Annotated in this window: 26 protein-coding genes; 13 read left to right on the top strand and 13 right to left on the bottom strand. The window is 63.8% G+C overall.

Features of this window, described 5'->3' with window-relative positions; genetic code table 11:
• The first annotated feature begins 64 nt into the window (after window positions 1-64).
• The 4 genes from LDZ23_RS11155 to LDZ23_RS11170 all read left to right on the top strand — a co-directional run bounded on the left by LDZ23_RS11155 (window position 65) and on the right by LDZ23_RS11170 (window position 5191).
• Window positions 65-1279, top strand: coding sequence for an MFS transporter (locus LDZ23_RS11155; protein WP_008342702.1), 1215 nt, complete (start codon window positions 65-67; stop codon window positions 1277-1279).
• 224 nt (window positions 1280-1503) lie between these two features.
• Complete coding sequence (locus LDZ23_RS11160; protein WP_008342704.1) at window positions 1504-2250, top strand: GntR family transcriptional regulator; 747 nt, start codon at window positions 1504-1506, stop codon at window positions 2248-2250.
• Window positions 2251-2258: 8 nt separating this feature from the next.
• Window positions 2259-3692, top strand: a complete 1434-nt coding sequence (gene mdtD, locus LDZ23_RS11165) for a multidrug transporter subunit MdtD (RefSeq protein WP_033537300.1) — start codon at window positions 2259-2261, stop codon at window positions 3690-3692.
• Between the two features lie 227 nt (window positions 3693-3919).
• On the top strand, window positions 3920-5191 hold the full coding sequence (locus LDZ23_RS11170) for an EAL domain-containing protein (protein ID WP_244807587.1): 1272 nt from the start codon (window positions 3920-3922) through the stop codon (window positions 5189-5191).
• Between the two features lies 1 nt (window position 5192).
• On the opposite strand, the gene LDZ23_RS11175 is transcribed toward LDZ23_RS11170, so the two are convergent.
• From LDZ23_RS11175 to xseA, 4 genes are all read right to left on the bottom strand, one after another.
• The gene (locus LDZ23_RS11175) at window positions 5193-5345 is read right to left on the bottom strand and encodes a hypothetical protein (protein WP_033537310.1); all 153 of its coding nucleotides are present in this window, start codon (window positions 5343-5345) and stop codon (window positions 5193-5195) included.
• Window positions 5346-5424: 79 nt separating this feature from the next.
• Window positions 5425-6555: an acyltransferase family protein gene (locus LDZ23_RS11180; RefSeq protein ID WP_008342712.1), complete on the bottom strand. Its 1131-nt coding sequence runs from the start codon at window positions 6553-6555 to the stop codon at window positions 5425-5427.
• Window positions 6556-6772: 217 nt separating this feature from the next.
• Entirely contained in the window at window positions 6773-7354 is a 582-nt protein-coding gene (gene sodB / locus LDZ23_RS11185) for a superoxide dismutase [Fe] (RefSeq protein ID WP_008342714.1), read from the bottom strand.
• Between the two features lie 209 nt (window positions 7355-7563).
• The gene (xseA, locus tag LDZ23_RS11190) at window positions 7564-8931 is read right to left on the bottom strand and encodes an exodeoxyribonuclease VII large subunit (protein ID WP_034471594.1); all 1368 of its coding nucleotides are present in this window, start codon (window positions 8929-8931) and stop codon (window positions 7564-7566) included.
• Between the two features lie 494 nt (window positions 8932-9425).
• On the opposite strand from xseA, the gene lpxK reads away from it, so the two are divergent.
• The 5 genes from lpxK (at window position 9426) to LDZ23_RS11215 (ending at window position 13352) form a co-directional block, all read left to right on the top strand.
• Window positions 9426-10442, top strand: a complete 1017-nt coding sequence (gene lpxK, locus LDZ23_RS11195; protein WP_008342717.1) for a tetraacyldisaccharide 4'-kinase — start codon at window positions 9426-9428, stop codon at window positions 10440-10442.
• Window positions 10423-10629, top strand: coding sequence for a Trm112 family protein (locus LDZ23_RS11200; protein ID WP_008342720.1), 207 nt, complete (start codon window positions 10423-10425; stop codon window positions 10627-10629). The genes lpxK and LDZ23_RS11200 overlap by 20 nt, the downstream gene beginning before the upstream one ends.
• A 10-nt stretch (window positions 10630-10639) precedes the next feature.
• The gene (gene kdsB, locus LDZ23_RS11205) at window positions 10640-11431 is read left to right on the top strand and encodes a 3-deoxy-manno-octulosonate cytidylyltransferase (protein WP_244807588.1); all 792 of its coding nucleotides are present in this window, start codon (window positions 10640-10642) and stop codon (window positions 11429-11431) included.
• Window positions 11432-11727: 296 nt separating this feature from the next.
• On the top strand, window positions 11728-12393 hold the full coding sequence (adk, locus tag LDZ23_RS11210; protein ID WP_008342724.1) for an adenylate kinase: 666 nt from the start codon (window positions 11728-11730) through the stop codon (window positions 12391-12393).
• Window positions 12394-12593: 200 nt separating this feature from the next.
• Window positions 12594-13352: a 3-hydroxyacyl-CoA dehydrogenase gene (locus tag LDZ23_RS11215; RefSeq protein WP_008342727.1), complete on the top strand. Its 759-nt coding sequence runs from the start codon at window positions 12594-12596 to the stop codon at window positions 13350-13352.
• Between the two features lie 27 nt (window positions 13353-13379).
• On the opposite strand, the gene LDZ23_RS11220 is transcribed toward LDZ23_RS11215, so the two are convergent.
• On the bottom strand, window positions 13380-14222 hold the full coding sequence (locus LDZ23_RS11220; RefSeq protein ID WP_008342728.1) for a SirB1 family protein: 843 nt from the start codon (window positions 14220-14222) through the stop codon (window positions 13380-13382).
• Window positions 14222-15772, bottom strand: coding sequence for a murein biosynthesis integral membrane protein MurJ (gene murJ / locus LDZ23_RS11225; protein WP_249798771.1), 1551 nt, complete (start codon window positions 15770-15772; stop codon window positions 14222-14224). The genes LDZ23_RS11220 and murJ overlap by 1 nt, the downstream gene beginning before the upstream one ends.
• 369 nt (window positions 15773-16141) lie before the next feature.
• Here murJ and rpsT point away from each other — a divergent pair, with 369 nt between their 5' ends.
• Window positions 16142-16420: a 30S ribosomal protein S20 gene (gene rpsT, locus LDZ23_RS11230; protein ID WP_008342733.1), complete on the top strand. Its 279-nt coding sequence runs from the start codon at window positions 16142-16144 to the stop codon at window positions 16418-16420.
• Between the two features lie 163 nt (window positions 16421-16583).
• On the opposite strand, the gene LDZ23_RS11235 is transcribed toward rpsT, so the two are convergent.
• Window positions 16584-16922: a DUF3579 domain-containing protein gene (locus tag LDZ23_RS11235; RefSeq protein ID WP_008342735.1), complete on the bottom strand. Its 339-nt coding sequence runs from the start codon at window positions 16920-16922 to the stop codon at window positions 16584-16586.
• Window positions 16923-17439: 517 nt separating this feature from the next.
• On the opposite strand from LDZ23_RS11235, the gene argF reads away from it, so the two are divergent.
• Both argF and LDZ23_RS11245 read left to right on the top strand, forming a co-directional pair.
• Window positions 17440-18369, top strand: coding sequence for an ornithine carbamoyltransferase (argF, locus tag LDZ23_RS11240; protein ID WP_244807589.1), 930 nt, complete (start codon window positions 17440-17442; stop codon window positions 18367-18369).
• 163 nt (window positions 18370-18532) lie between these two features.
• Window positions 18533-19762, top strand: a complete 1230-nt coding sequence (locus LDZ23_RS11245) for an argininosuccinate synthase (protein ID WP_008342738.1) — start codon at window positions 18533-18535, stop codon at window positions 19760-19762.
• A 55-nt stretch (window positions 19763-19817) separates the two neighbouring features.
• On the opposite strand, the gene murB is transcribed toward LDZ23_RS11245, so the two are convergent.
• Window positions 19818-20834: a UDP-N-acetylmuramate dehydrogenase gene (gene murB, locus LDZ23_RS11250; protein ID WP_244807590.1), complete on the bottom strand. Its 1017-nt coding sequence runs from the start codon at window positions 20832-20834 to the stop codon at window positions 19818-19820.
• 103 nt (window positions 20835-20937) lie between these two features.
• Between murB and LDZ23_RS11255 the strand changes: the two genes are divergently transcribed.
• Complete coding sequence (locus LDZ23_RS11255) at window positions 20938-21423, top strand: YajQ family cyclic di-GMP-binding protein (RefSeq protein ID WP_008342740.1); 486 nt, start codon at window positions 20938-20940, stop codon at window positions 21421-21423.
• 61 nt (window positions 21424-21484) lie between these two features.
• Here the strand turns inward: LDZ23_RS11255 and plsY are convergent, their stop codons facing one another.
• The 5 genes from plsY to queG form a co-directional block, all read right to left on the bottom strand.
• On the bottom strand, window positions 21485-22111 hold the full coding sequence (gene plsY / locus LDZ23_RS11260; protein WP_008342743.1) for a glycerol-3-phosphate 1-O-acyltransferase PlsY: 627 nt from the start codon (window positions 22109-22111) through the stop codon (window positions 21485-21487).
• Between the two features lie 36 nt (window positions 22112-22147).
• Window positions 22148-22639, bottom strand: a complete 492-nt coding sequence (ybaK, locus tag LDZ23_RS11265; RefSeq protein WP_008342744.1) for a Cys-tRNA(Pro) deacylase — start codon at window positions 22637-22639, stop codon at window positions 22148-22150.
• A 97-nt stretch (window positions 22640-22736) separates the two neighbouring features.
• Window positions 22737-23666 carry a site-specific tyrosine recombinase XerD gene (gene xerD, locus LDZ23_RS11270; RefSeq protein WP_008342745.1) on the bottom strand — a complete coding sequence of 310 codons (930 nt, stop codon included), beginning with the start codon at window positions 23664-23666 and terminating at the stop codon, window positions 22737-22739.
• Complete coding sequence (locus LDZ23_RS11275; protein ID WP_244807591.1) at window positions 23663-24139, bottom strand: methylated-DNA--[protein]-cysteine S-methyltransferase; 477 nt, start codon at window positions 24137-24139, stop codon at window positions 23663-23665. Before LDZ23_RS11275 ends, xerD begins: the two co-directional genes overlap by 4 nt.
• Window positions 24136-25377, bottom strand: a complete 1242-nt coding sequence (queG, locus tag LDZ23_RS11280; protein WP_244807592.1) for a tRNA epoxyqueuosine(34) reductase QueG — start codon at window positions 25375-25377, stop codon at window positions 24136-24138. Before queG ends, LDZ23_RS11275 begins: the two co-directional genes overlap by 4 nt.
• Window positions 25378-25389 lie beyond the last annotated feature (12 nt).

The raw sequence follows: 25389 nt of genomic DNA on the forward strand, positions 1-25389 counted from the left end.
ACGTTGCGCCGCAACATATGGGACAATCACGCCTTCGCGCCGAATTCAACCCCGCAATTTCCCTATGTCCACCGAGTCCCGCATCAAGCCGCAAAGCGACTTCGCCGTCACGCTGCGGATTCTGCCCGTCGTGCTGTACACGTTCCTTTGCTACCTGACGATCGGCATTCCGCTCGCGGTGCTGCCGGGCTTCGTGCATACGGATCTCGGCTACGGCTCGGTGATGGCGGGCGCGGCGATCAGCGTCCAGTACTTCGCGACGCTCGTGTCGCGGCCGCTGGCGGGCCGCACCGCCGATACGCTCGGCCCCAAGAAAACCGTGCTCTACGGTCTCGCGGCGTGCGCGGCAAGCGGCGTGCTGCTGCTCGCCTCGGCGCTCGCCGCGCAGTGGCACGCGGTGAGTCTCGTGCTGCTGGTGATCGCGCGGCTCGTGCTCGGCTTCGGCGAGAGCTGGGTCGGCACGGGATCGATCACATGGGGCATCGGGCGCGTCGGCGTGAACAACAACGCGAAGGTGATTTCGTGGAACGGCATCGCCACTTACGGCGCGCTCGCGATCGGCGCGCCGCTCGGCGTCGCGATCGATCATTCGCTGGGATTCGCGTCACTCGGGCTGATCGTGATCGCGCTCGGCGGCTTCGGCTACTGGCTCGCGACGCGCATGGCGAGCGTGCCGATCGTGCACGGCGAGCGCATGTCGTATCGGAGCGTGTTCTTCCGCGTGTTGCCGCATGGACTGGGACTCGCGCTCGGGTCGGCGGGATTCGGCTCCATCGCGACGTTCATCACGCTTTACTATGCCGCGCACAACTGGCCGAATGCGGCGCTTTCGCTCACGGTGTTCGGCACGATGTTCATCGGCGCGCGGCTTCTGTTCGCCAACACGATCAAGGCGTATGGCGGGTTTCGCGTGGCGATCGTGTCGTTTGCGTTCGAATGCGCGGGTCTGCTGATGCTGTGGCTCGCCGCCGAGCCGACTTTCGCGCTCGCGGGCGCGGCGCTGACCGGCTTCGGATTCGCGCTCGTGTTTCCGGCGCTCGGCGTCGAGGCGGTCGGGCTCGTGCCGCCGGCCAGCCGGGGCGCGGCTTTGTCGGCGTATTCGGTGTTTCTGGATTTGTCGCTCGGGTTGACCGGGCCGCTCGCTGGATATGTCGCGGGGGAGCTGGGGTACGGGTCAGTGTTTCTGTTTGCCGCGCTGGCCGCAGCGGCGGCGGTGGCGTTGTCGGTGGCGCTATATATGCGCGGTGGACGTGGGGTGGGTGGGGCGGCTACGGCTTGAACTCAGCGCTTTCGTAGCATCGCGTCGGGCGCGTTTTACCGGGTCCCGTTTTCGTGTCGGTCTATCAGCACTGCTCCTGTCGGGGCTACGCTAATGGACCACCAAGAAAACGGGATCCGACGAGAAAAGGCCATGCAACCAAAACCCGCCTCAAAGCGAAACACGGAGCGCCCCCCTTCAGCGTTTGTCTTAAAATCCCCGCTTGGCCCATTAGCGTCCGCTTTATGAACCCGACCTCGGAAGACCGCTGGCGCGATTTGCGCCCGGACCCGGACAGCGACACTCCGCTCTACCTTCAACTCGCCCGCAAGCTCGCCAACGCGATCCACGACAATCGCTGGAACGCAGGCGAAGCGCTGCCCTCCGAGCGCGTGCTGTCGGAAGCACTCGGCGTCTCGCGGATCACCTCGCGAAAAGCGATCGCGCTGCTCGTCGAACAAGGGCTCATCCGCCGCGAACAAGGCGCGGGCAGCTTCATCACGCCGCGCTACGAAGACCCGCTCTCGCGTCTGTCGAGCTTCTCCGAAATGCTCCGGCGCCGCGGCTTCAAACCGAGTTCCAAATGGCTCTCGCGCAGCATCGAGCCGGCCAATCGCGAGGAAGTCATCCAGCTCGGCCTCTCGCCCGCCGCGACCGTCACGCGCCTCAAACGCCTGCGTCTCGCCGATGACATCGTCATGGCCGTCGAGAATTCCACCTTTCCGGCGTCGTGCATTCCCGATCCGCAGACCATCGGCGATTCGCTCTACAGCTATCTCGATGCACGCGGGCTTTCGATCGTGCGCGCGCTTCAGCATTTCCGCGCGGTGAACGCGAGCCCGGAGATTGCCGAGCAGATGGGCATCGCGCCGCACGACGCGCTGCTGCTCATCACGCGCGTCGGCTACACGGCCGATCAGCGCGCCATCGAGCTCACCGATACCTACTGCCGCAACGACTACTACGACTTCGTCGCCGAGCTGCGAAAGTAACCCGCCCAATGACCGACACGCCCACAGCCCAGACGTCCGACCGATCGCTCTCCATCATGCTGTGGCTCGTCGCCACGGGCTTCTTCATGCAGACGCTCGACTCGACGATCGTCAACACCGCGCTCCCCGCGATGGCGCGAAGTCTGGGCGAGGCGCCGCTGCGCATGCAGGGCGTCGTGATCGCCTACTCGCTGACGATGGCGATGATGATCCCCGTCTCCGGCTGGCTCGCCGACAAGCTCGGCACGAAGCGCGTGTTCTTCAGCGCGATCCTCGTGTTCACGATCGGCTCGCTGCTCTGCGCGAACGCGCAATCGCTGACGGCGCTCGTCGCGTATCGCGTCGTGCAGGGCGTCGGAGGCGCGATGCTCCTGCCGGTCGGACGCCTCGCCGTGCTGCGCGTGTTCCCGGCGGAGCGCTATCTTTCCGCGCTCGCGTTCGTCGCGATTCCGGGGCTGATCGGCCCGCTCATCGGCCCGACGCTCGGCGGCTGGCTCGTGCAGATCGCGTCATGGCACTGGATTTTTCTGATCAACGTGCCGGTCGGCGTGATCGGCTGCATCGCGACGAACCTGTACATGCCCGACAGCCGCAATCCGGCGACCGCGCGCTTCGATCTGGCGGGCTACCTGCTGCTCGCGATCGGCATGGTCGCGCTCACGATTTCGCTCGACGGACTCGCCGATCTCGGCCTCGCGCACGCGATCGTGATCGTGCTGCTCGTGCTTTCGTTCGGCTGCTTCGTCGCCTACGGTCTGCACGCGACGCGCGCCGCCCAGCCGATCTTTTCCCTCGATCTCTTCAAGATCCACACCTTCAGCGTCGGCTTGCTGGGCAATCTCTTCGCGCGTATCGGCAGCGGCGCCATGCCTTATCTGATCCCGCTCCTGCTGCAAGTGAGCCTCGGCTACACGCCGTTTCAGGCCGGCATGATGATGCTGCCCGTCGCGGCCGCGGGCATGGCGTCCAAGCGCGTCGTCACGCGGCTCATCGAACAGCACGGTTATCGGCGCGTGCTGGTCGTGAACACGGTGCTCGTCGGGCTGATGATGGCGAGCTTCGCGCTTGTGAGCGCGCATCAGCCGCTCTGGCTGCGGCTCGTGCAGCTCGCGATCTTCGGCGCCTTCAATTCGATGCAGTTCACCGCGATGAACACGCTCACGCTGAAGGACCTCGGCACCGGCGGCGCGAGCAGCGGCAACAGCCTGTTCTCGCTCGTGCAAATGCTGTCGATGAGCCTCGGCGTGACCGTCGCGGGCGCGATCCTGTCGACGTTTACAGGACTGCTGCCGCAGGTCACGGAGACGAACTCGCTGCCCGCCTTCCACGCGACGTTCCTATGCGTCGGCATCATCACGGCCGCGACGGCGTGGATCTTCGGACAGCTCGCGCCGGAAGTGCGCGCGGTCGCGAGAAAGCCCGATCCGTCCGAATCGAACTAAGAACCCGGCCGACGCACCGCGCCGGTGCCCGCACGCACGTTTGGACGGCGCGCGCTCCCGCGTCTGCGGCATGCGGCGTCAAATCCGCACACGAATAGGCGCAACGAAGCGCGCGATACCCGGCGAGCGCCGCTTGGATATTGAATTTGCACGCTTTTTGCTCGAACGCTCGAGTGCCGATCCGGTAAACTATCTCGATAAAGTTACTTGCCCTGCGCCCCGACACCATGAGCATGGTTGATCTCGACCCACCCCGCTTCCAGCCGCCGCGCCCCGTCGCCGGTGACGATGGATCGCGTCGCACCGTGTTGTACGGCGAGTACACCGTTTTCAGCGTGTTCCAGCCCGTGTTTTCGGTGTCGCACCGGCGCGCGATCGGCTATCACGCGTCCTTGCGCGCGCGCGACGACTCACATCGTCACGTGCCGTCGCACGAGGTATTCACGCAGGCCGCGCGGCGCGGCGATCTGCTCGAACTCGGCCGGCTCGCGGAATCGCTGCATCTGGGCAACTTCAATGCGTTCGACAGCCACGACGAATGGCTCTTCCTGAGCCTGCACCCCGCCGCGCTGATGGACACGAGCTACGGCGATGCGCTGCTCGCGTCGCTGAAGGACATCGGTCTGTCGCCGCAGCGCGTCGTGCTCGAAGTGCCCGAGCAGGCGGGCGGCGAGACGACACGTTTCGCTGAAATCATCGATTCGCTGCGCAAGTCGGGCTTTCTGATCGCGCTCGACGGCTTCGGCGTGAAGCATTCGAACATCGATCGCGTGTGGCATCTGCGGCCGGATATCGTGACGCTCGACCGCTGCATCCTTCAGCAGGCGACCGAGCATTCGCATATCGAGCGCGTGCTGCCGCGCCTCGTCTCGCTGCTCCATGAGTCCGGCCAGCTCGTCTTGATGGGCGGCCTCGCGACCGAACGCGACGCGCTCATCGCGCTGGAGTGCAATGTCGATTTCGTGCAGGGCGCGTACTTCGCGCAGCCGAGCGTCGAGGCGGTGCACAGCGAAGTCGCCGCTGGCGTGATGGATGCGTTGTCGGCAGCATCGCGCGAACGCGTCGCGGGCCGCGAACGGGCGCAAGTCGCGCGCCTCAAGCCGTATGTAAGCGGGCTGGAGCGCGCGTCGGTCAAGCTGATGGAAGGCGAGACGCTCACGGCCGCGACGAGCGAACTGCTACAACTCGCCGACACCGCGCGCTGCTTCCTGCTCGATCAGGCCGGGCGGCAGATCGGCGACAACGTCGTGCCGATCGTGCGTACATCGCAGCGCGCGAAGCGCTTCAGTCCGCTGCTGCATTCGGAGGGCGCAAGCTGGGAGCGCCGGCCGTACTTCATCGAGGCGCTGCGCGCGCCGGGGCGCATGCATCTGACGGCGCCATATCTGTCGATCAACGAGGCGCACCTTTGCGTGACGGCGTCGATCGCCGCGCAGACGCCTTATGGCTTACAGGTGCTGTGCGTCGATATCAACTGGGAAGGCGCGAAGCAGCGGTAGGCTACGCGCTGTTTTCGGATTCCGGACGGAGCAGATCGAAGCCGGCAAGCACGAGCACGCCGGAGAGCACGATGAGCGCGGCGGAATGGCGGCCGAAGTAGAGCAATGCGGCGGCCGACCAGGCCGCGAGGCACAGGCCTGCGAAGCGTTTCATGATGGCGATGCGATTTCGATCGTTGCGGCGAGCCGATATTTTAGGCTCGCGCTCCGATGCGCGCAGCGACGGCTTATCGTCACGCACGCTGCGTCACTCTGCTCCGCTGTTTTCCGCGCGTCAGATATCGTCCCAGTCGAATCGACGGCTTTTCGACCGCGTAATATCCCGCGATGCTGACGGGAAGAATCAGCACGGCGGCAATGATCAGCGACATGCCTTGATAGGTTTCGCCAAAATAATGCAGCACGCCCAGCAACACGATGCAATGCAGCAGATACAGGCTGAATGAAATCTCGCCGAGGAAAATCAATGGCCGCGCGGTCAGAAACGCGGCGAACGGCCTGAGCGCAATCGCCAGAACGAGAATGCCGGTCACGGCTGGAAGAATGATCCAGTCGTCGGCGAAACTGCGCAGCACGTCGTTGGATATCGAATGGCGAGTGATCGAACCGACGAGGACGTAAAGGGCGAGACAAATCAGCAATGCGCCGAAAAGCGTTCGCGCGGAATAGGCGCCGAGTTTCGACGAAATGGCTTCGCGATACCGCGCAATCAACGCGCCGAGAACGAACATCGACATGTAATGGATGGTCGGCATCCATTCGCCCTGAATGCTCGCGTCCAGGAGGGTCCGCTGCAAATGATGGTAATAGCCGAATGCAGCAAGAGAGAAACACATGCTTAGTGCTACGGAAAACCAGACGGGCGTGGCAAATACCACGACGACGAGAATCGGGAAGATCAGCGAGATACGCATCTCGTAGACGAGCGACCAGAGCACCGGATCGAGCGTGCTGTTGCTGAACGGAATCACAAAGTAGAGGTGATCCAGCAAATCACGCCGATCGATGCCCGCGTGCCATGCCTGATTGACCCATTCGCCGGTCCAAGAGAGATTCGACCGGTAAAGCAAGCAATACGCGGTATAAGCGGCCAGAACCGCGATGAGATATGGGATGTAGATACGGCACACGCGCTTCACGATGAACTCGGCGAAGCCGGGTTTACTATCGCCGGTAACCTGCATGGCCAAGGCGAAACCGCTCAGCGCAAAGAACAGGATCACGGCGGAATGCCCTTCGGCGATTGCGCGCCATGGAACGTGCTGCAGCCAATGCGTAAGGGTGATCTGTGAATAGTGACTGAATACGACTGTCAAAGCGGCAATGCCGCGCAGCGAATCCAGTTGATGATAGCGTGTCGTCATTATTCAGCTCGCGTCTGTGTTGGCAACGCCAACATGGAAATCGGAAGCCGATTGGGCGACCAGAATCCCGTTAGACCAAGTGAGACTTCGACGTTCCCCAAAAATAGCTCACGCCGGACGCTTCAACGAAAAAAGCCCTCTCGCGAGGGCTTTCATTCTGATTGCGGCATTCGGAACTCATTTCGAAATGCGGCAATCCAGTTTCACGCGCGCTTACTTACGCACCGAAATTCTTCGACGCGAAATCCCAATTGACGATATTCCAGTAAGCCTCAATGAACTTCGGACGCGCATTGCGATAGTCGATGTAATACGCATGCTCCCACACGTCGATGGTCAGGAGCGCCTTCGCGTCCGTCGTGAGCGGCGTGGCGGCGTTGCTCGTCGACACGATATCGACGGTGCCGTCGGTCTTCTTCACGAGCCACGTCCAGCCCGAGCCGAACGTGCCGGTCGCGACCTTGGCGAATTCTTCCTTGAACTTGTCGTAGGAACCGTACTTTGCGTTGATCGCGTCAGCCAGCGCGCCGGTCGGAGCGCCGCCGCCGTTCGGGGACAGGCTGTTCCAGAAGAACGTGTGATTCCATACTTGCGCCGAGTTGTTGAACACGCCGCCCGACGACTTCTTGACGATTTCTTCCAGCGGCAGGTTTTCGAACTCGGTGCCGGGGATCAGCTTGTTCAGGTTCGTCACATAGGTCTGGTGGTGCTTGCCATAGTGATACTCGAGCGTTTCTTCCGACATGTGCGGAGCGAGCGCGTTCTTGTCGAACGGCAGCGGCGGGAGCGTATGTTCCATGATGCGAGCTTCCTTTCTATGTGGATTGTGGGATTGTGTGGCGTCCAGCAGTGGAGCACTGGATTGTAGGCGAGTTGGGATAACCCAGCAAACCGTGTGCTCTTTATGAGCAAGATTGCTTTCCAATCGCCTCACGCGGCGTAAAAAGTGCTCTGAGGAGCCTCGTCAGGCACGTCAAATGTACGCCGATTCCGCGCGCCGCGCCGGGCTCAGAATTCGTCGGACAGACGCGCCTGGACATCGGCGAGCAGCACATCCGCCGATCCTTCCGCGAGATGCACCGTCAGCGGCCGCTTCGGTTTCAATGCGTTCGGTGCACGCACGGCGCGGCCCGTCTGCGCGTCGATCAATGCGGCATAACCGCGTTCGAGTGTGCGCTGCGGGCTCAGCACCTGCAAGCGCGCTGCCAGTTCCGAAATGCACGCTTTCTCACGGTCGGCGCGCCGCTCATGCGCGCTGCCGATGCGCTGCGCGAGCCGCAACAGATGCTCGCGCTCGGCGGCCACATTCGGACGTCTGCGCTGCCAGCGGTAGTGCACCAGCGCGAAGTGCGCGCGCGCATCGCGCACGGGCCGCGCGCCCGCCGCGGCGAGCCGGCTTGCCAGTTGCCGCAGATGCGCGCGCTGCCGCGCCAGCCGTTCCGCGGGGCTCACGAGCCGGCGCGCGAGCCAGTCGAGCTGCTGCGCGCGGCGCTCCATCATCCGGCCGAAGCCGCGCGCGAGCGCCGCATGTCGATGATCGAGCTCGCGCAACAGCAGCACGCGCTGCGGACTGACGAGCTCAGCGGCGGCGGTCGGCGTCGGCGCGCGCACGTCGGCGGCGAAATCGGCGATGGTGAAATCCGTCTCATGCCCGACGCCGCTCACCACCGGCACCGCGCTCGCCGCGATCGCGCGTGCGAGCACTTCCTCGTTGAACGCCCAGAGATCCTCGATCGAGCCGCCGCCGCGGCACACGATCAGCACATCGACCTCGCGGCGCGCGTTCGCGGCTTCGACCATCGCCGCCAGCTTCGCGCCGACGCCCGCCCCCTGCACCGGCGCCGGATACACGACGATCGGCACATGCGGCGCGCGGCGCGCGAGCGTCGTGAGGACATCGCGCAATGCGGCCGCCTGCAACGACGTCACGATCCCGATGCCGCGCGGATGCGAAGGCAACGCGCGCTTTCGCTCGGCCGCGAAGAGCCCTTCGCTTTCGAGCTGCGCCTTCAGCCGCAGAAACGCTTCGTAGAGCCGGCCCTGCCCCGTGCGCCGCACCGCTTCCACGTTGAGCTGCAGTTCGCCGCGCGGCTCGTACATCGTGACGAGCGCGCGCACTTCGATCTTGTCGCCCTCGCGCGGCGTGAACTCGGCGTATTGCGCGCGGCCGCGGAACATCACGCAGCGCATTTGCGCGTTCGCGTCCTTGATCGAGAAGTACCAATGGCCGCTCGCCGCGCGCGTGAAATTCGACACTTCGCCCGATACCCACACGAGCGGAAATGACCGTTCGAGCATCGAACTGATCGCGCGATTGAGCGCGGAAACGGGGATGACGGCATCGCCGCTTTGCGACTGCAGTGAATCGGGAGTCATGGCTGGACGAGAAAAATCTTCAGGCGCGGCGCTGTGCGCGATGGACAAACGCCGCTGAACGAGGTACGCAAGTGTAACAAGTGTCCACACAGAAAGACTTACCGCCGCGTGCGGAGCGGCATCGCCGGAGGCTGGTGAGTTCGTCTCAACCCATTGATTTTTCGACGTTAAATTTTTATGGATACTGTCAGCCCCGGAGCAACTCTTTCCTGACGCGCGATCGCGGTGTGGCGGCGGGAAGTTCTTCACAGAGTTATCCACAGGCGTGCGGATCGGATGGCGTCGCCCTTTCTCCCGCGCTCCTGACTGGCGCCCACGCCCCGCGCGCGCTAGAGTGCCGGGTTCCAGCACCGGCTGGCGCGGCCGAACCCTGCTTGTCCCGGGCCGCGAAAAGCCGGGCATCGTCCAACGCCGACCGTCATCCAAGGAGCTGCCGTTGCACGCCATGCCGTACCCGACTTGCCGCCCGCCAGCGTTCATCGCGAAGGCGGTCCATGTCTGATTTCAAACCGCCGCTCGAAAACTTCCTCGCCCGCGAATGGCGCCGGCGCGGCCCCGTCGCGTGGGCGCTGACGCCTTTCGCGTGCATCTTCGGCGCGATCGCTGCCACGCGGCGCGCCTTCTACGACCTCGGCTGGATGAAGCGCGTCGAAGTGGGCGCGCCGGTGGTCGTCGTGGGCAACGTGACCGTCGGCGGAACGGGCAAGACGCCGACCGTCATCGCGCTCGTCGAGGCGTTGCGCGCCGCCGGATTCCAGCCCGGCGTGATCTCGCGCGGTTACGGCGCGAAGATCGCCAAGCCGACGAGCGTCACGGCAAGCTTCGCCGCCGAGCAGGTCGGCGACGAACCGCTGTTGATCGCGCGGCGCACGCACGCGCCGGTATTCGTCTGCCCGGACCGCGTCGCGGCGGCGAAGGCGCTGATCGAAGCGCATCCGAACGTCGATGTCCTCGTTTCCGACGACGGCCTGCAGCACTATCGCCTCGCGCGCGCGTTCGAGCTCGTCGTGTTCGACGACCGTCTCGGCGGCAACGGCTTTCTGCTGCCCGCGGGTCCGTTGCGCGAGCCGATGTCGCGCCGCCGCGACGCGACGCTCATCAACAGTCCCTACGAGCGCACGCTGCCGCCGTGGCCGAACACGTTCGCGCTCGAACTCGAATCCGGCGACGCGTGGCTGCTCGACGATCCGCATCAGCGCCGCCCGCTCGATCAGTTCGCCGGCGAGAAAGTGGTCGCGGCGGCGGGCATCGGCTCGCCTGAACGCTTCTTCGCGACGCTGCGCGCGGCGGGCATCGCGCCGGCGACGCGCGCTTTTCCCGATCACTACGCGTATCGCGAGAATCCGTTCGCCGGCGTCGACGCCGATGCCATCCTGATCACCGAAAAGGATGCAGTAAAATTGGGCGCCTGGCGCGATGCACGCATCTGGGTCGTTCCGGTGCAAGCCGTGCTGCGGCCGCGCCTCATCGCTCTTGTTGTGGAGAAACTCCGTGGACGCACGTCTGCTTGAAATCCTCGTTTGCCCGATTTGCAAAGGCCCGCTCAGTTACGATCGCGCCGCGCAGGAACTCGTCTGCAGCGCGGACAAACTCGCCTATCCGATCCGCGACGGCATTCCCGTGATGCTCGTCGACGAAGCGCGTCAGACCGTCGAGGGCACGCCCGTCGAGCCGCTCAAACCCGTCGGCGACGCCTGAGCACGCTGAAATGTCCGTTCCGTTCATCGCGGTCATTCCCGCGCGCCTCGCTTCCACGCGCCTGCCGAACAAGCCGCTCGCCGATATCGGCGGCAAGCCGATGGTCGTGCGCGTCGCCGAGCGCGCGCGCGAATCGGGCGCTTCGCAAGTGCTCGTCGCGACCGACTCCGACCGCGTGGTCGAGGCCGCGCGCGATCACGGCGTCGAAGTCATGTTGACGCGCTCGGATCACCCCACAGGCACGGATCGGCTCGCCGAGGTCGCGACGCGTCTGAACTGGGCCGACGAAGCCATCGTCGTCAACGTTCAGGGCGACGAGCCGCTAATCGATCCGCAGCTCGTGCGCGATGTCGCCGATCACCTCGCGGCGCATCCCGAATGCGCGATCGCGACGGCCGCGCATCCGATTCACGATCCCGCCGACGTGTTCAATCCGAACGTCGTGAAGGCCGTGCTCGATGCGCAGAGCCGCGCGCTCTACTTCTCGCGCGCGCCGATTCCGTGGACGCGCGATCTCTGGCAACCGCACTGGCCGGACGTCGCCGCGCTTGGGGCACTGCCGTCCGTGCCGAAGAACGTGCTGCGGCATATCGGCCTCTATGCCTATCGCGCGAAATTCCTGCGCGACTTCCCGAACCTCGCGCAAGCGCCGATCGAAGAAGCCGAAGCGCTCGAACAACTGCGCGCGCTGTGGCACGGCGAACGCATCGCGGTGCGCGTGACGCAAGACGCACCGCCGCCCGGTGTCGACACGCCCGCCGATCTCACGCGCGTTCAGGCGCTCTTCCCGGAAGCGGACTGATCTCTATCTCTGTTCGACAACCCGTGTAAACCCCGCCGGATGGCCCATTCGGCGGGGTTTCTGGCGTTTTCTATCCGCGTTATTACGGTCGCAATCGTAAAGCGGCGTGGCATAATCAAGCGATTGCGCGAGCCTTCCGGTCAGCGCCACGCTCAACGTTGCGCCGCTGTCCGCAGGTGCCCGCCGTCTCCTTTTCGGCTGCGCGCCCTGTCGTCGACGCCGCACGAGCCTGGCCACCGGATGTCAAATCAGCCTCGCGGCTTGAAGCGGTTTATAGACGATTCGGAGAGATCACCATGCGTTTGATCCTGTTGGGCGCACCCGGTGCGGGCAAGGGCACCCAGGCAAACTTCATCAAGGAGAAATTCGGCATTCCGCAGATTTCGACCGGCGACATGCTGCGCGCGGCCGTCAAGGCAGGCTCGCCGCTCGGCGTCGAGGCGAAGCGCTTCATGGATGCGGGCGAGCTGGTGCCGGATTCGCTCATCATCAATCTCGTGAAGGAACGCCTGCAGGCCGACGACTGCAAGAACGGCTATCTCTTCGACGGCTTCCCGCGCACGCTGCCGCAAGCCGAAGCCATGAAAGACGCCGGCGTGGCGATCGACTACGTGCTCGAAATCGATGTGCCCTTCGACGAAATCATCACGCGCATGAGCGGTCGTCGCGTGCATGCGGCATCGGGCCGCACGTATCACGTCAAGTTCAATCCGCCGAAGGTCGACATGACCGACGACGTCACCGGCGAGCCGTTGATCCAGCGCGACGACGACAAGGAAGAGACCGTGAAGAAGCGTCTCGACGTGTACGTCGCGCAGACCAAGCCGCTGATCGCGTATTACAACGACTGGGCGAAGAGCGGCGCAGCGCCGAACGGCCTGAAGGCGCCGGAATATCGCAAGATTTCGGGCCTCGGCGCCGTCGATGAAATCCGCACGCGCGTGTTCGACGCGCTCAAGTAACGCGCTGCCTGATTCGCGTTCGACGAAAACCCGCTCCCTGTGAGCGGGTTTTTTGTGTCCGTGAAATCGCATGACCGTCGTGCGAATTTGCAGCATGCGGCTTCGCTACAATCGACGCGTTTCCCAAAAGGAATGACATCGGCGCGAGCGGCTCAACCCTGCTCTCGCGCGCACGAATCGCACAAAAAAGGAGAAGAGACATGGAGATGCAAGGCAACACCTTTCTGATTACGGGCGGTGCGTCGGGCCTCGGCGCGGCGACCGCGCGGCTCATCGCGGCGCAAGGCGGCAAGGTCGTGCTCGCCGACATGAACGACGCGGCAGGCGAAGCGCTCGCGAAAGAGCTGTCGGGCGCGTTCGTCAAATGCGACGTGAGCCAGGAAAGCGATGGCCAACGCGCCGTCGATGCCGCGTTGAGTCTCGGCACATTGCGCGGCCTCGTGAATTGCGCGGGCATCGCGCCGGCGGCGAAGACGGTCGGCCGCGACGGTCCGCACGCGCTCGATCTCTTCTCGAAGGTGGTGTCGGTGAATCTCATCGGCACGTTCAACATGATCCGGCTCGCGGCGCACGCGATGTCGAAGAACGAAGCGAACGCGGCGGGCGAACGTGGCGTGATCGTGAACACGGCGTCGGTGGCGGCTTATGACGGACAGATCGGCCAGGCGGCCTATGCGGCATCGAAGAGCGGCGTCGCGGGCATGACGCTGCCGATCGCGCGCGATCTGAGCAAGAGCGGCATCCGTGTGATGACGATCGCGCCGGGCCTCTTCGAAACGCCGATGCTGCTCGGCATGCCGAAGGAAGTGCAGGACGCGCTCGGCGCGATGGTGCCGTTCCCGCCGCGCCTCGGCAAGCCCGACGAGTACGCTCTGCTCGTCAAGTCGATTTTCGATAACCCGATGCTCAACGGCGAAGTGATCCGCCTCGACGGCGCGATCCGCATGCAGCCTAAGTAACGCTCTGCACGGCGCGCGCGGCTTGGTTCAGTCGCCTTGCTGCGTGCGCTGCCGCAACTCGTGCAGCTCGGTCTCGACGACGGTCGCGTCCTCGGCATCCGGACGAATCTCGATGTATCGCTGCAAATCTTCCAGCGCCGGTCGCAGATAATCGAGCCGCGCATAAGCGAAACCGCGATCGCGCACTTCCTCGATGCTGTTCGGCAACGCGATCACCAGCCGCTGCTGAACGGCGAGCAGACGCTGCCACCGCTCCGTTTGCAGATAGATACCCTTCAGATTGCGCAGCATGCGCGCGACGATTTCGCGCCGCGTCGCGGGTTGCAACAGCACGCGCAATGCGCTGCCGATCGACTCGCCCACGCGCTGCACATACGGCTCCAGCATCTCGACCATCTGCGCTTCGGAGAGCGTCTGGCCGGTCGTCGGATCGAGCATCAGATCGTGGCCGGGCGTCGCGACGCGCAAAAGGAAATGCCCCGGAAACGATACCCCGCGCACCGGCAGGCCGAGTTGCTCGGCCATTTCCAAATAGATGACGGCAAGCGAGATCGGAATGCCGCGCCGGCGACGCAGCACCACATTCAGATGGCTGTTATCCGGATCGTAGTAATCGTTGAGATTGCTGGAGAAGCCCAGCTCGCGGAAAAAGTAGCGATTCAGCGCATCGACTTTCTGCTTCGCGTCCGCGTCGTCGGGCATGCGGCGACGGGCGCGCACGACGAGTTCGTCGATCTCCGCGAGCGCGGCCTGCATGTCGAGATCGGGATACGCGTCCTGCGCGAGCGACAAGGCGGCTTCCGTGAGCGGAAGACTGTCGTCGTCCGCCATCAGCGAGGAGAAGTAGTCGAGGATACGCGTTGTCGTCATCAAAGCGTGCGTCTCTTGAAATAGGCGTACTTGAAGCCCATCGCGGCAAGAATACCGAAATATAACGCGGCGAACACGACGAGACTTGCACCGAGAAGCGCGATGCGCAGGACCGGCGTCGCGCGCATGCCGATCCAGTCGAAGTTGATCGCCACCCAATGCATCGTCCCCGCAAGAATCAGGCACGCGCCGATCAGTTGCACGAAAAAGCGCAGCCAGCCCGCCGAAGGCTCATAGATCTTGCGGCGGCGCAGCCCCGCGAACAGCAGCAGCGCGTTGGCGAGCGCGCCGAGGCCGATCGAGAGCGTCAGGCCCGCGTGAGAAAAAATCGGCACGAAGATGTAGTTGCTCACCTGAGTCATGACGAGCACGAAGATCGCGATCTTCACCGGCGTCTTGATGTCCTGCTTCGCGTAGAAGCCCGGCGCGAGAATCTTGATGAGGATGAGGCCGATCAGCCCGATCCCGTATGCCGACAGCGCGCGGCCGACCATCACGACCGAATGATTGTCGAACTTGCCGTAGTGAAAGAGCGTCGCGGTGAGCGGCTCGGCGAAGAAAAACAGCGCGATCGCGCTCGGCGCGGCCAGCAGGAACGTGATGCGCAGGCCCCAGTCGAGCAGCGCGGAGTATTCGTCGTGATTGGCGTCGACGTGCGCTTTCGAGAGGCTCGGCAGCAGGATCGTGCCGAGCGCCGCGCCGAGCAGCGCGGTCGGGAATTCCATCAGCCGGTCGGCGTAGTTGATCCACGACACCGCGCCCGCCCCGATGTTCGACGCGATATTCGTGTTGATGATGAGGCTCAGTTGCCCGACCGACACTGCGAACATCGCCGGGACCATTTTCAGCAGCACGCGCTTGACGCCGGGATGCGCGAGCGCGGCGCGGAAGTTCAGCCCGATGCGCGGCGTCATGTCGATCTTCTTCAGGCCGGGCAGTTGCACGAGCAATTGCAGCACGCCGCCGACGATCACCGCATACGCGAGCGCATAAACCGGAATCTTCAGATGCGGCGCGACGAACACCGCCGCGGCAATGAACGACACGTTCAGCAGCACGGGCGCGAACGCGGGCAGCGAGAACTGCTTGTACGTGTTGAGCACGCCCGAGGCGAGCGTCGTCATCGAAATGAGGACGATGTACGGGAACATGATGCGCGTCATCGAGACGGCGAGGCCGTACGCCGCGCCCTCGTGCGACAACCCCGACGCGACCGCGTACACGACCCAGCTCGCGCCCAGCATGCCGAGAAGCGACAGCACGACGAGGAACCAGGTGAGGACCGTCGACATCGCGTCGACGAGCGCCTTGGTCGGATCGTGGCCCTTGCTGTTCTTGAACTCGGCGAGGATCGGCACGAACGCCTGCGCGAACGCGCCTTCCGCGGAGAGACGCCGCAGCAGGTTGGGGATTCGGAACGCGACGTAGAACGCGTCGGTATAGATACTGGCGCCGAAGGCTCGGGCGATCAGCGTTTCGCGGATCAGGCCGGTCACGCGCGACAGCAGCGTGAAGCCGCTGACCGTCAGCAGGGCTCGGAATAGATTCATGGGGCGCTTATTATACGGGCCGCGAGCGGCGCGCCCACGAGACTCGGGGCAATGCTGGCGGCCAATGCCGCACGTTTGACCGATGACAAGGCAGCCGCCCCGCGCCGGCGCGATCGACGCCGCGCTTGTCATGTCTCATATTCCCTTGCTATAATCGCGGGTTTCGAAGCTCCAAAAATCGCTCCGATTTTGCGGCTTCGCGTCTTTTCCGGCCCCGGCCGGCGATGTTTTAGAGGTTCTCGGGCAATCGTTCCCGGGATTTCAGATCAAAGGCAGCGCGCTCGATCGCCCGCGTCAGGGCTTTCATGGCCTTCGCCGGCCCCGCGCGCTCCGGACAAGTAACAGCGAAACAGGAAAAGGGAAACCGTCATGGCAAATTCCGCACAAGCTCGCAAGCGCGCCCGTCAGGCCGCCAAAGCCAACTCGCACAACTCGGCGCTGCGCTCGAAGTTCCGCACGGCCATCAAGGCAGTTCGCAAGGCTATCGAAGCCGGCGATCAGGCCAAGGCCGCCGAAGTGTTCAAGACGTCGGTCAAGACGCTCGACATCATCGCGGACAAGAAGATCGTCCACAAGAACAAGGCAGCTCGTCACAAGAGCCGCCTGGCTGCAGCCATCAAGGGCCTGCAAGCCCCCGCTGCCCAGTAATTCCGGCTCGCTTCCGGCGGGCGCTTTCCGGTTTCGCGAGTTTCGCGTTCGGGGCGTTCGCCGAAGCAGCTTCCTGTTTCCGCTGCGCAGTAACGAAAAAGCCCGCTTCGGCGGGCTTTTTTGCGTCTGTCGCTTTTCGTCTGTGGCTTTCGTCGCGCGGAGGTCAGGACTGAGGCTGCTGCGTCTGCGTGCCGTGATGCGGCGGCAATTCGCACGCCTCGGTCACGACCAGATCATTGTCTTTTGCGAAGTTCAGAACGAAGTCGAACGCCATCGGTTCGATGTCGCGCAGGCGGGAATCGACAATCACGACCTTGATGTCGCCGATCATCGTCGGACGCACGTAGATGGAATATTGCAGGCGGGCGTTAGGCCCTTTCGCCTTTGGGCCGAAGCCCGACATCACGCCGGCGAGACGCTCGGACCAGTCGCTCGGCCGAAATTTCCTCCCGCTCTTGGTGATGCCTTGAATGAAGTACTCGGTAGGGGATGATTCAGCCATGTAGCAATACCTTTTGACGGCCGGTGACGCGCACCGGAACGCACATGCCTGACGCAGGAACCGCAGGAGCCGGCTAGCGAAAAGCGCCGGGCGGTCTTGCGCGGGTCGATTCTGGCGGAATCGTCCGCGCCCGCGACAGGAAATGGCGGACTCGACAGCACTGGGCAATCCACCGCGAAATCGGAACGCGCAAAGTCACGCCGACCGGATTCTTGCGAACCCTTCGCCGCAGAAGCGCGTGAAACGGTGCTGAATGTTGCAGAACTGTTGAAACGAGCGAGCGTGATTATACCGCAGCGGCCTGTTTTCCGCAGCGCACACAGACATGGGATGCGTCCATCAGGGACAGCCCGAGGCCGTGAGACGGGCCTGCGCGCGCATCCTCGTCCTTTTGGCCAGCCTCGTCAAACATCGCAAAATCCTTTATGCTCAAAAGCGATACCCACTCCCGACGGCGGCGCCGTCCGGCCTCGACGCTCACGCGCGGCGGCCGGTTCGAAGCCGCCGCTTGCGTTTCATGACCGCCAAGAAAATTCGCCACTATCTTCAGTTCAAGGATTTTTCCCTCGACGACTATGAGTACGTGCTCGAACGCGCGCGCATCCTGAAGCGCAAGTTCAAGAACTACGAGACTTATCATCCGCTGCACGATCGCACGCTCGCGATGATCTTCGAGAAGAGCTCGACGCGCACGCGCCTTTCGTTCGAAGCGGGCATTTTCCAGCTCGGCGGCCATGCGGTGTTCATGAACACGCGTGATACGCAACTCGGCCGCGGCGAGCCGATCGAGGATTCGGCGCAAGTCATCTCGCGCATGGTTGACATCATCATGATCCGCACGTTCGGCCAGGACATCATCCGGCGCTTTGCGGAAAGCTCGCGCGTGCCGGTCATCAACGGGCTGACCAACGAATATCACCCGTGTCAGGTGCTCGCGGACATCTTCACGTTCTACGAGCATCGCGGTCCGATTTCCGGCAAGACCGTCGCGTGGGTCGGGGACGCGAACAACATGCTGTACACGTGGATCGAAGCGGCGCAGATTCTCGGCTTCAGACTGCGTCTTTCCACGCCGCTCGGCTACAAGCTCGATCCCGCGCTGGTTGCCGAGGAAAGCAAGCCGTTTTTTCAAGAATTCGACGATCCGAACGAAGCCTGCGCCGGCGCCGATCTCGTCACGACGGACGTCTGGACCAGCATGGGCTACGAAGCCGAGAACGAAGCGCGCATGAAGGCGTTCGCCGACTACTGCGTCGATGCCGAGATGATGGCGCGCGCCCATCCCGATGCGCTCTTCATGCACTGCCTGCCCGCGCATCGCGGCGAGGAAGTGAGCGCGGAAGTCATCGACGGTCCGCAAAGCGTCGTATGGGACGAGGCGGAGAACCGTCTGCACGTGCAGAAGGCGCTGATGGAGTATCTCCTGCTCGGCAAGCTGAATCACTGAGCGAATCTGCGCTGCCGATTCGCCGCGCATCCCAAATTTGCGAAGGCGCGGCTTTTTAATGTCAGAATAGTAGTTTTTCCGCGCACTTCATGCCCGTCGCGCGCCCGGCGGACGCGAAGCGGCGCACAACCGCCGCACCGGCTTTTCCGCACACGAGTTCACCATGAGCGATATCAAGAAAGTCGTGCTCGCCTATTCGGGCGGTCTCGACACCTCCGTCATCCTGAAATGGTTGCAGGACAACTACGACGCCGAAGTCGTGACCTTCACCGCCGACATCGGTCAGGGCGAGGAGCTGGAGCCCGCGCGCAAGAAGGCGCTCCAGCTCGGCATCAAGCAGGAAAACATCTTCATCGAAGACCTGCGTGAAGAGTTCGTCCGCGATTTCGTGTTCCCGATGTTCCGCGCGAACACCATCTACGAAGGCGAGTATCTGCTCGGCACGTCGATCGCGCGTCCGCTGATCGCGAAGCGCCAGATCGAGATCGCGCGCGCGACCGGCGCGCAGGCCGTCTCGCACGGCGCGACCGGCAAGGGCAACGATCAGGTGCGCTTCGAGCTCGGTTACTACTCGCTCGAACCCGGCATCAAGGTGATCGCGCCGTGGCGCGAATGGGACCTCCTCTCGCGCGAAAAGCTGCTCGCGTATGCGGAAAAGGCCGGCATTCCGATCGAAATGAAGCACAAGCAAGGCGGCGCGCCCTACTCGATGGACGCGAACCTGCTGCACATCTCGTTCGAAGGCCGCCATCTGGAAGACCCGAAGGCCGAGGCCGAAGCCGAAATGTGGCGCTGGACCGTGTCGCCGGAAGAGGCGCCGGATCAGGCGGAATATGTCGATATCGAATTCGAGAAGGGCGATCCGGTCGCGCTGAACGGCAAGCCCCTGTCGCCCGCCGAGATGCTGACCGAGCTGAACCGTCTCGGCGGCAAGCATGGCATCGGCCGTCTGGATCTGGTCGAGAACCGTTACGTCGGCATGAAGTCGCGCGGCTGCTATGAAACGCCGGGCGGCACGATCATGCTGAAGGCGCATCGGGGTATCGAGTCGATCACGCTCGACCGCGAAGTGGCGCACCTCAAGGACGATCTGATGCCGCGTTACGCATCGCTGATCTACAACGGCTACTGGTGGAGCCCGGAGCGCCGCGCGCTGCAGGTGCTGATCGACCACACGCAGGAGAAGGTCAACGGCTGGGTGCGCGTGAAGCTCTACAAGGGCGGCGTGTCGGTCGTCGCTCGCGATTCGAAGGAAACGCTGTTCGACAAGACCATCGCGACGTTCGATGACGACGGCGGCGCCTACAACCAGGCCGATGCCGGCGGCTTCATCAAGCTGAACGCACTGCGCATGCGTATCGCGGAGAACGCGCGCCGTCAGCGCGGGGACTGATCTTTCGTTGGAATCAGGCTCGAGAAAAAACCCGCCGCGGCGGGTTTTTTCGTTTTCAGACGCGCACCGGCTCCATCTCCAGTTCGACATGGAAACGTGCTAGCACGTCGCGCCTGATGGCTTCGGCGAGCTCGAGCACCTGCGCGCCCGTCGCGCCGCCGCGATTCACGAGCACGAGCGCCTGACGATCGTGCACCGCCGCGCCGCCGATGCCGCGCCCTTTCCATCCGCACTGGTCGATCAGCCAGCCCGCCGCGAGCTTCACTTGCCCGTCGGCTTGCGGGTACGAAACGACGCCCGGTTCGCGCTGCTTGAGCGCCTCGAACGCCTGCGCACTCACGACCGGATTCTTGAAGAAGCTGCCCGCGTTGCCGAGCGCGGTCCAGTCGGGCAGCTTGGCGCGGCGCACGGCGACGACCGCATCGAAAATGGCTTGCGCATCCGGCGTCGTGGCGCCGTCGAGCGCGCGGGCGACGTCGGCGTAATCCGCGCGCGGCGTCCACGCTTTCGGCAGCCGGAACGTGACCGACGTAATCATGAAGCGCCCGCGCCCTGCCCGCTTGAAGAAGCTGTCGCGATAACCGAAGGCGCACGCGGCGCGATCGAATTTCGCGCGTGCGCCGGTCGCGAGTTCTACCGCCGTCAGCCGCTCGAAGCGCTCGCCCATTTCCAGCCCGTACGCGCCGATGTTCTGAATCGGCGCCGCGCCGACCGTGCCGGGAATCAGCGCGAGGTTTTCGAGCCCCGGCATGCCCTGCGCGAGCGTCCACGCGACGAAATCGTGCCAGTTCTCGCCCGCGCCGGCTTCGACGAGCCACGCATCGTCGTCTTCGCCGATCACGCGTTTGCCGCGAATGCCGACGATCAGCGCGACGCCGTCGAAATCGCGCGTCAGCACGATATTGCTGCCGCCGCCGAGCACGAGTTGCGGCATGTTTGCGATGCGCGCATCGGTGGCGAGCGCGGCGGCCGCATCGACGGAATCGATACGCATCGCGTGACGCGCGCGCGCGTCGAAGCCGAACGTGTTGTGGGCGAGCAGAGAGAAATCGGAGAGGAGCTGGAGCGACATGAACGAAGCGCGTCGGTAGAATGACGACAGGTCCGTGATTATAGCGATTGCGCGAGCCACGCCTGCCCGGCGCGCTCGTCGCCTCAATGAAGGAGAAAGACAGATGCCATCGTTTGACGTCGTCAGCGAAGCAAACATGATCGAAGTGAAGAACGCGATCGAGCAATCGAACAAGGAAATCTCGACGCGCTTCGACTTCAAGGGTTCGGATTCACGCGTCGAGCAGAAGGAGCGCGAACTCACGCTCTACGCCGACGACGACTTCAAGCTCGGCCAGGTGAAGGACGTTCTGCTGAACAAGATGGCCAAGCGCGGCGTCGACGTGCGTTTCCTCGACTACGGCAAGCAGGAGAAAATCGGCGGCGACAAATTGAAGCAAGTCGTCACGGTGAAAAAAGGCGTGTCGGGCGATCTGGCGAAGAAGATCGTCAAGATCGTGAAGGACAGCAAGATCAAGGTTCAGGCGAGCATTCAGGGCGACGCTGTGCGCGTGCAAGGCGCGAAGCGTGACGACCTGCAAAGCGCCATCGCGCTGCTCAAGAAGGAAGTCACGGACACGCCGCTCGACTTCAACAACTTCCGCGACTGATTCCTGATTGCTTCAGAAGCGAAAAAGCCGTTCCGGTTTGCGCCGGAACGGCTTTTTTGCATTATTCGGCGACCTTCTTTTTCTCGCCGATGCGGCTTTCCTTGCCCGCCAGCAGCTTCGAAATATTCGCGCGATGCCGCCAGATGAGCAGCAGGCTCATCGCCAGCACGGCGAGCGAGATGCGGCTCGGCCCGAACAGAAACACCTGAAAGAACGGTGCGAACACGGCCGCGACGAGCGCCGCGAGCGACGAATAGCGGAAGAAGAACGCGATGATGAGCCACGTGAGCAGCGTCGCGATACCGAGCGCCGGATGAATCGCGAGCAGCACGCCCGCCGCCGTCGCGACGCCCTTGCCGCCCTGGAACTTGAAGAAAACCGGGTACAGATGCCCGAGGAACACGGCGATGGCCGCGAGCGCCGTCGCCGTGTTGATGCCCGTTTGATCCCAGCCGAAGCTCGCGCCGAAGTGCGCGACGATCCACACGGGCAGCCAGCCCTTGAACGCATCGCCGATCAGCGTCAGGATCGCAGCCTTCTTGTTGCCGGTGCGCAGCACGTTCGTCGCGCCGGGATTGCCCGAGCCGTACGAGCGCGGATCGGCCAGTCCCATCGCGTGACTCACGACGACGGCAAACGAAATCGATCCGATCAGATAGGACGCGACGGCGACGAGCAGAAAAATCATGGTGTCTTTTCGGTTATGGCGAGAGCGGAACGCATTCTAATCGACGCTCGCGCACTGCACGGGTTTCGCGCCCAGCAACTCGGTCAGCACGTTCGGATCGATGCTCACGAGATACCCCCGCCGCCCGCCGTTCAGATAGATGCGATCGAGTTCGAGAATGCTCGATTCGACGTACACCGGCATCGCTTTTTTCGTGCCGAACGGCGACGTGCCGCCCACGAGAAACCCCGAATGCCGGTTCGCCACTTCGGGCTTGCAGGGTTCGACGCGCTTCGCGCCAATCTGACGCGCGAGATTCTTCGTGGATACCGTGCGGTCGCCGTGCATGAGGACGATCAGCGGCTTGGCGTGCTCGTCTTCCATGACGAGCGTCTTGACTACGATATGTTCGTCCACGCCGAGCTGACGCGCGGATTCCTCCGTGCCGCCGTGCTCGACGTAATCGTAAGGATGCTCGCCGAATTCAACCTTGTGACGACGCAGGAATTGCGTCGCGGGCGTTTCGGACACGTGTTTGGCTTTCGACATGCCACGCATTGTAGCGGCGCGCCGTGGCGCTCACCATCGGCCATTCGGCCGAGTATGCAGCGCAACGCGGCCGTGGCACGATCGTTCGCAGATGACGCTATCCTCGCGGATGATGCTCCCGATGCAGCTTCTGCAGCCGCTCGCGCGCGACGTGCGTGTAGATCTGCGTCGTGGAGATGTCCGAGTGGCCGAGCAGCAATTGCACGACGCGCAGGTCCGCGCCGTGATTGAGCAGATGCGTCGCGAACGCGTGCCGCAGCGTGTGCGGCGAGAGCGGCGCGTGCACGCCGCCGTTCAGCGCATGACGCTTGATGATGTTCCAGAACTGCTGGCGCGTCATGCCTTCGCCGCGCGCGGTGACGAAGAGCGCATCGGCGGAGCGCGCGCCGAGCAGCACCTGACGCGCATCGCGCAGATAGCGTTCGAGCCAGTCGTGCGCCGTTTCGCCGAACGGAATCAGGCGTTCTTTCGAGCCTTTGCCCATCACGCGCACGACGCCTTCGTTCAGGCCGACTTCGACCGTCTTCAGCGTGACGAGCTCGGTCACGCGCAGGCCGCTCGCATACATCAGTTCGAGCATCGTGCGGTCGCGCAAGCCGAGCGGCGTCTCGATGTCGGGTGCGCCGAGCAGCGCTTCGACTTGCGACTCGTTGAGCGTCGACGGAAAGCGCGGCGGCTGCTTGGCCGAGCGCAGCTTGAGCGTCGGATCGGCGGACACGCGATGCTCGCGCAACGCCCACGCGTAATAGCGCCGAAAGACCGACAGACGCCGGTTCGCGGACGTCGCCTTGTCGCCGCGGCGCGCGGCCATGTAGCCGTTCATGTCGGCTTCGACGGCGGCATCGATCGACGCGCCGCGCGTCTTGCCGAGCCATTCCGCGAAGAGTTTGAGGTCGCGCCGGTACGCTTCGAGCGAGTTCTTGGCGAGGCCGTGTTCGAGCCAGAGCGCATCGCAAAAGAGATCGATCGCGTCCTGACTCGCGACGAGTCCCGGTGCTTGTATTGCTTCAGTCGTTGCGCTCGTCATGCGATCGATACACCTTCATGCGCCAGCAGCCAGCGCTTCACGTTGCGATAAAAACCTTCGCCGGGATGATGCGCGAAACCGCCGATCCCGCCCGAGGCCACTACCCGGTGGCACGGTATCACGATCGGCAGCGGATTGGAGCCGCACGCCTGCCCGACCGCGCGCGGCACGCTGCCGATCTCGCGCGCGAGCTGGCCATAGGTCCAGACTTGGCCCGCCGCGATGCCCGAGATGCCGCGCCATACGCGCTGCTGAAACGCGGTGCCGCGAAGCGCGAGCGGCAGGTCGAAGCGCATCAAAGGCGTCTGGAAATACGCGCGGATCTGCGCGGCGGCTTCCTTCGCGAGCGGGGTTTCAGGCTCAATGCTGCCGACATCGTCCGGCAAATAGACGATCTCGCGCACGCATTGCGCATCGGCGCGAATGCCGACCTTGCCGAACGGCGCGTCGATCACAGCATCGAATGCCTTCACGTTCTTGTCCCTTGATCGAGCGCCCACAGCACATGCTCGCGCACCAACGCCGAGGAATCGTCCGCACGCGCGCGCAATGCATCGGCGATCGCTTCGCGTTCTTCCGCATCGAGCGACGGATCGCGCAACGCATTGCCCATCGCGACCGCGATATTGCGCAGCCAGCGCTCATGCCCAATGCGCCGGATCGCGCTGCCCTGCATGCGCGTGTCGAAATCCGCCGCGCTCCATGCGAACAGCTCGACGAGTGTCGCGCGATCGAGTCCGTGGCGCACATCGAAATCCGCGACCGGCGCGGCCTGCGCGAACTTGTTCCACGGACAGACGAGCTGACAATCGTCGCATCCATACACGCGATTGCCGATCAGCGGACGCATCTCCTCGGGAATGCTGCCGTGCAGTTCGATCGTCAGATACGAGATGCAGCGCCGCGCGTCGACGCGATACGGCGCCACGATCGCGCCCGTCGGACACGCGCCGATGCAGCGCGTGCACTGCCCGCAATGCGCGCCTTCGTGCTCGGGATGCGGATCGACGGGCAACGGGACATCGACGAAAATTTCGCCGAGGAAGAAGAGCGATCCGGCGTCGCGATCGAGCAGCAACGTATGCTTGCCGCGCCAGCCGGCGCCCGCTTTCTGCGCGAGCTCGACTTCGAGCACCGGCGCTGAATCCGTGAACGCGCGATGCCCGAACGGCCCGATCTCGCGCTCGATGCGCTCCGCCAGCTGCTGCAGGCGATTGCGCATGACCTTGTGATAATCGCGCCCGCGTGCGTAGATGGAGACCATCGCCTGCGACGGCTTCGCGAGCCGCGACCATTCGATCGCGCGCCAGTCGTTCTTCTGACCGTCGGCTGTCGCGACACTTTCATCGCCCTTTTTCGCGAGCGTTTCCGCAGGAAGATAGGCCATGCGCGCGGTGATGACACGTCGCGTGCCGGCCACAAGCTCGGCCGGTCTTGCGCGTTTCATCCCATGTTTGGCCATATAATCCATTTCGCCGTGATAGCCTGCTTCGAGCCAATCAGTCAGGCCCTTCTCGGCATCCGTCAGGTCGATATCGCTGATGCCGACCGCACCGAACCCCAACTCGCGCCCCCATGTCTTGATGCGCTGCGCGAGTTCTGCCAGCGCGTTTTCATCGAGATCGAAGACGCGAGACTCTGAATCGGATTCAGCGGCGGCGTCGCTGGACGCTGTCGTGATTTCAACGGAATGTTCCGGCAATCGGTTCATCACGACATTTTA

The sequence above is a fragment of the Caballeronia zhejiangensis genome, from assembly GCF_022879815.1.
GTDB classification, from domain to species: Bacteria; Pseudomonadota; Gammaproteobacteria; order Burkholderiales; family Burkholderiaceae; genus Caballeronia; species Caballeronia zhejiangensis.

Coding starts and splice junctions, on each gene's coding strand:
- LDZ23_RS11155 (WP_008342702.1), top strand. CDS start 65: ATGTCCACCGAGTCCCGCATCAAGCCGCAAAGCGACTTCGCCGTCACG.
- LDZ23_RS11160 (WP_008342704.1), top strand. CDS start 1,504: ATGAACCCGACCTCGGAAGACCGCTGGCGCGATTTGCGCCCGGACCCG.
- mdtD (WP_033537300.1), top strand. CDS start 2,259: ATGACCGACACGCCCACAGCCCAGACGTCCGACCGATCGCTCTCCATC.
- LDZ23_RS11170 (WP_244807587.1), top strand. CDS start 3,920: ATGAGCATGGTTGATCTCGACCCACCCCGCTTCCAGCCGCCGCGCCCC.
- LDZ23_RS11175 (WP_033537310.1), bottom strand. CDS start 5,345: ATGAAACGCTTCGCAGGCCTGTGCCTCGCGGCCTGGTCGGCCGCCGCA.
- LDZ23_RS11180 (WP_008342712.1), bottom strand. CDS start 6,555: ATGACGACACGCTATCATCAACTGGATTCGCTGCGCGGCATTGCCGCT.
- sodB (WP_008342714.1), bottom strand. CDS start 7,354: ATGGAACATACGCTCCCGCCGCTGCCGTTCGACAAGAACGCGCTCGCT.
- xseA (WP_034471594.1), bottom strand. CDS start 8,931: ATGACTCCCGATTCACTGCAGTCGCAAAGCGGCGATGCCGTCATCCCC.
- lpxK (WP_008342717.1), top strand. CDS start 9,426: ATGTCTGATTTCAAACCGCCGCTCGAAAACTTCCTCGCCCGCGAATGG.
- kdsB (WP_244807588.1), top strand. CDS start 10,640: ATGTCCGTTCCGTTCATCGCGGTCATTCCCGCGCGCCTCGCTTCCACG.
- adk (WP_008342724.1), top strand. CDS start 11,728: ATGCGTTTGATCCTGTTGGGCGCACCCGGTGCGGGCAAGGGCACCCAG.
- LDZ23_RS11215 (WP_008342727.1), top strand. CDS start 12,594: ATGGAGATGCAAGGCAACACCTTTCTGATTACGGGCGGTGCGTCGGGC.
- LDZ23_RS11220 (WP_008342728.1), bottom strand. CDS start 14,222: ATGACGACAACGCGTATCCTCGACTACTTCTCCTCGCTGATGGCGGAC.
- murJ (WP_249798771.1), bottom strand. CDS start 15,772: ATGAATCTATTCCGAGCCCTGCTGACGGTCAGCGGCTTCACGCTGCTG.
- rpsT (WP_008342733.1), top strand. CDS start 16,142: ATGGCAAATTCCGCACAAGCTCGCAAGCGCGCCCGTCAGGCCGCCAAA.
- LDZ23_RS11235 (WP_008342735.1), bottom strand. CDS start 16,922: ATGGCTGAATCATCCCCTACCGAGTACTTCATTCAAGGCATCACCAAG.
- argF (WP_244807589.1), top strand. CDS start 17,440: ATGACCGCCAAGAAAATTCGCCACTATCTTCAGTTCAAGGATTTTTCC.
- LDZ23_RS11245 (WP_008342738.1), top strand. CDS start 18,533: ATGAGCGATATCAAGAAAGTCGTGCTCGCCTATTCGGGCGGTCTCGAC.
- murB (WP_244807590.1), bottom strand. CDS start 20,834: ATGTCGCTCCAGCTCCTCTCCGATTTCTCTCTGCTCGCCCACAACACG.
- LDZ23_RS11255 (WP_008342740.1), top strand. CDS start 20,938: ATGCCATCGTTTGACGTCGTCAGCGAAGCAAACATGATCGAAGTGAAG.
- plsY (WP_008342743.1), bottom strand. CDS start 22,111: ATGATTTTTCTGCTCGTCGCCGTCGCGTCCTATCTGATCGGATCGATT.
- ybaK (WP_008342744.1), bottom strand. CDS start 22,639: ATGTCGAAAGCCAAACACGTGTCCGAAACGCCCGCGACGCAATTCCTG.
- xerD (WP_008342745.1), bottom strand. CDS start 23,666: ATGACGAGCGCAACGACTGAAGCAATACAAGCACCGGGACTCGTCGCG.
- queG (WP_244807592.1), bottom strand. CDS start 25,377: ATGAACCGATTGCCGGAACATTCCGTTGAAATCACGACAGCGTCCAGC.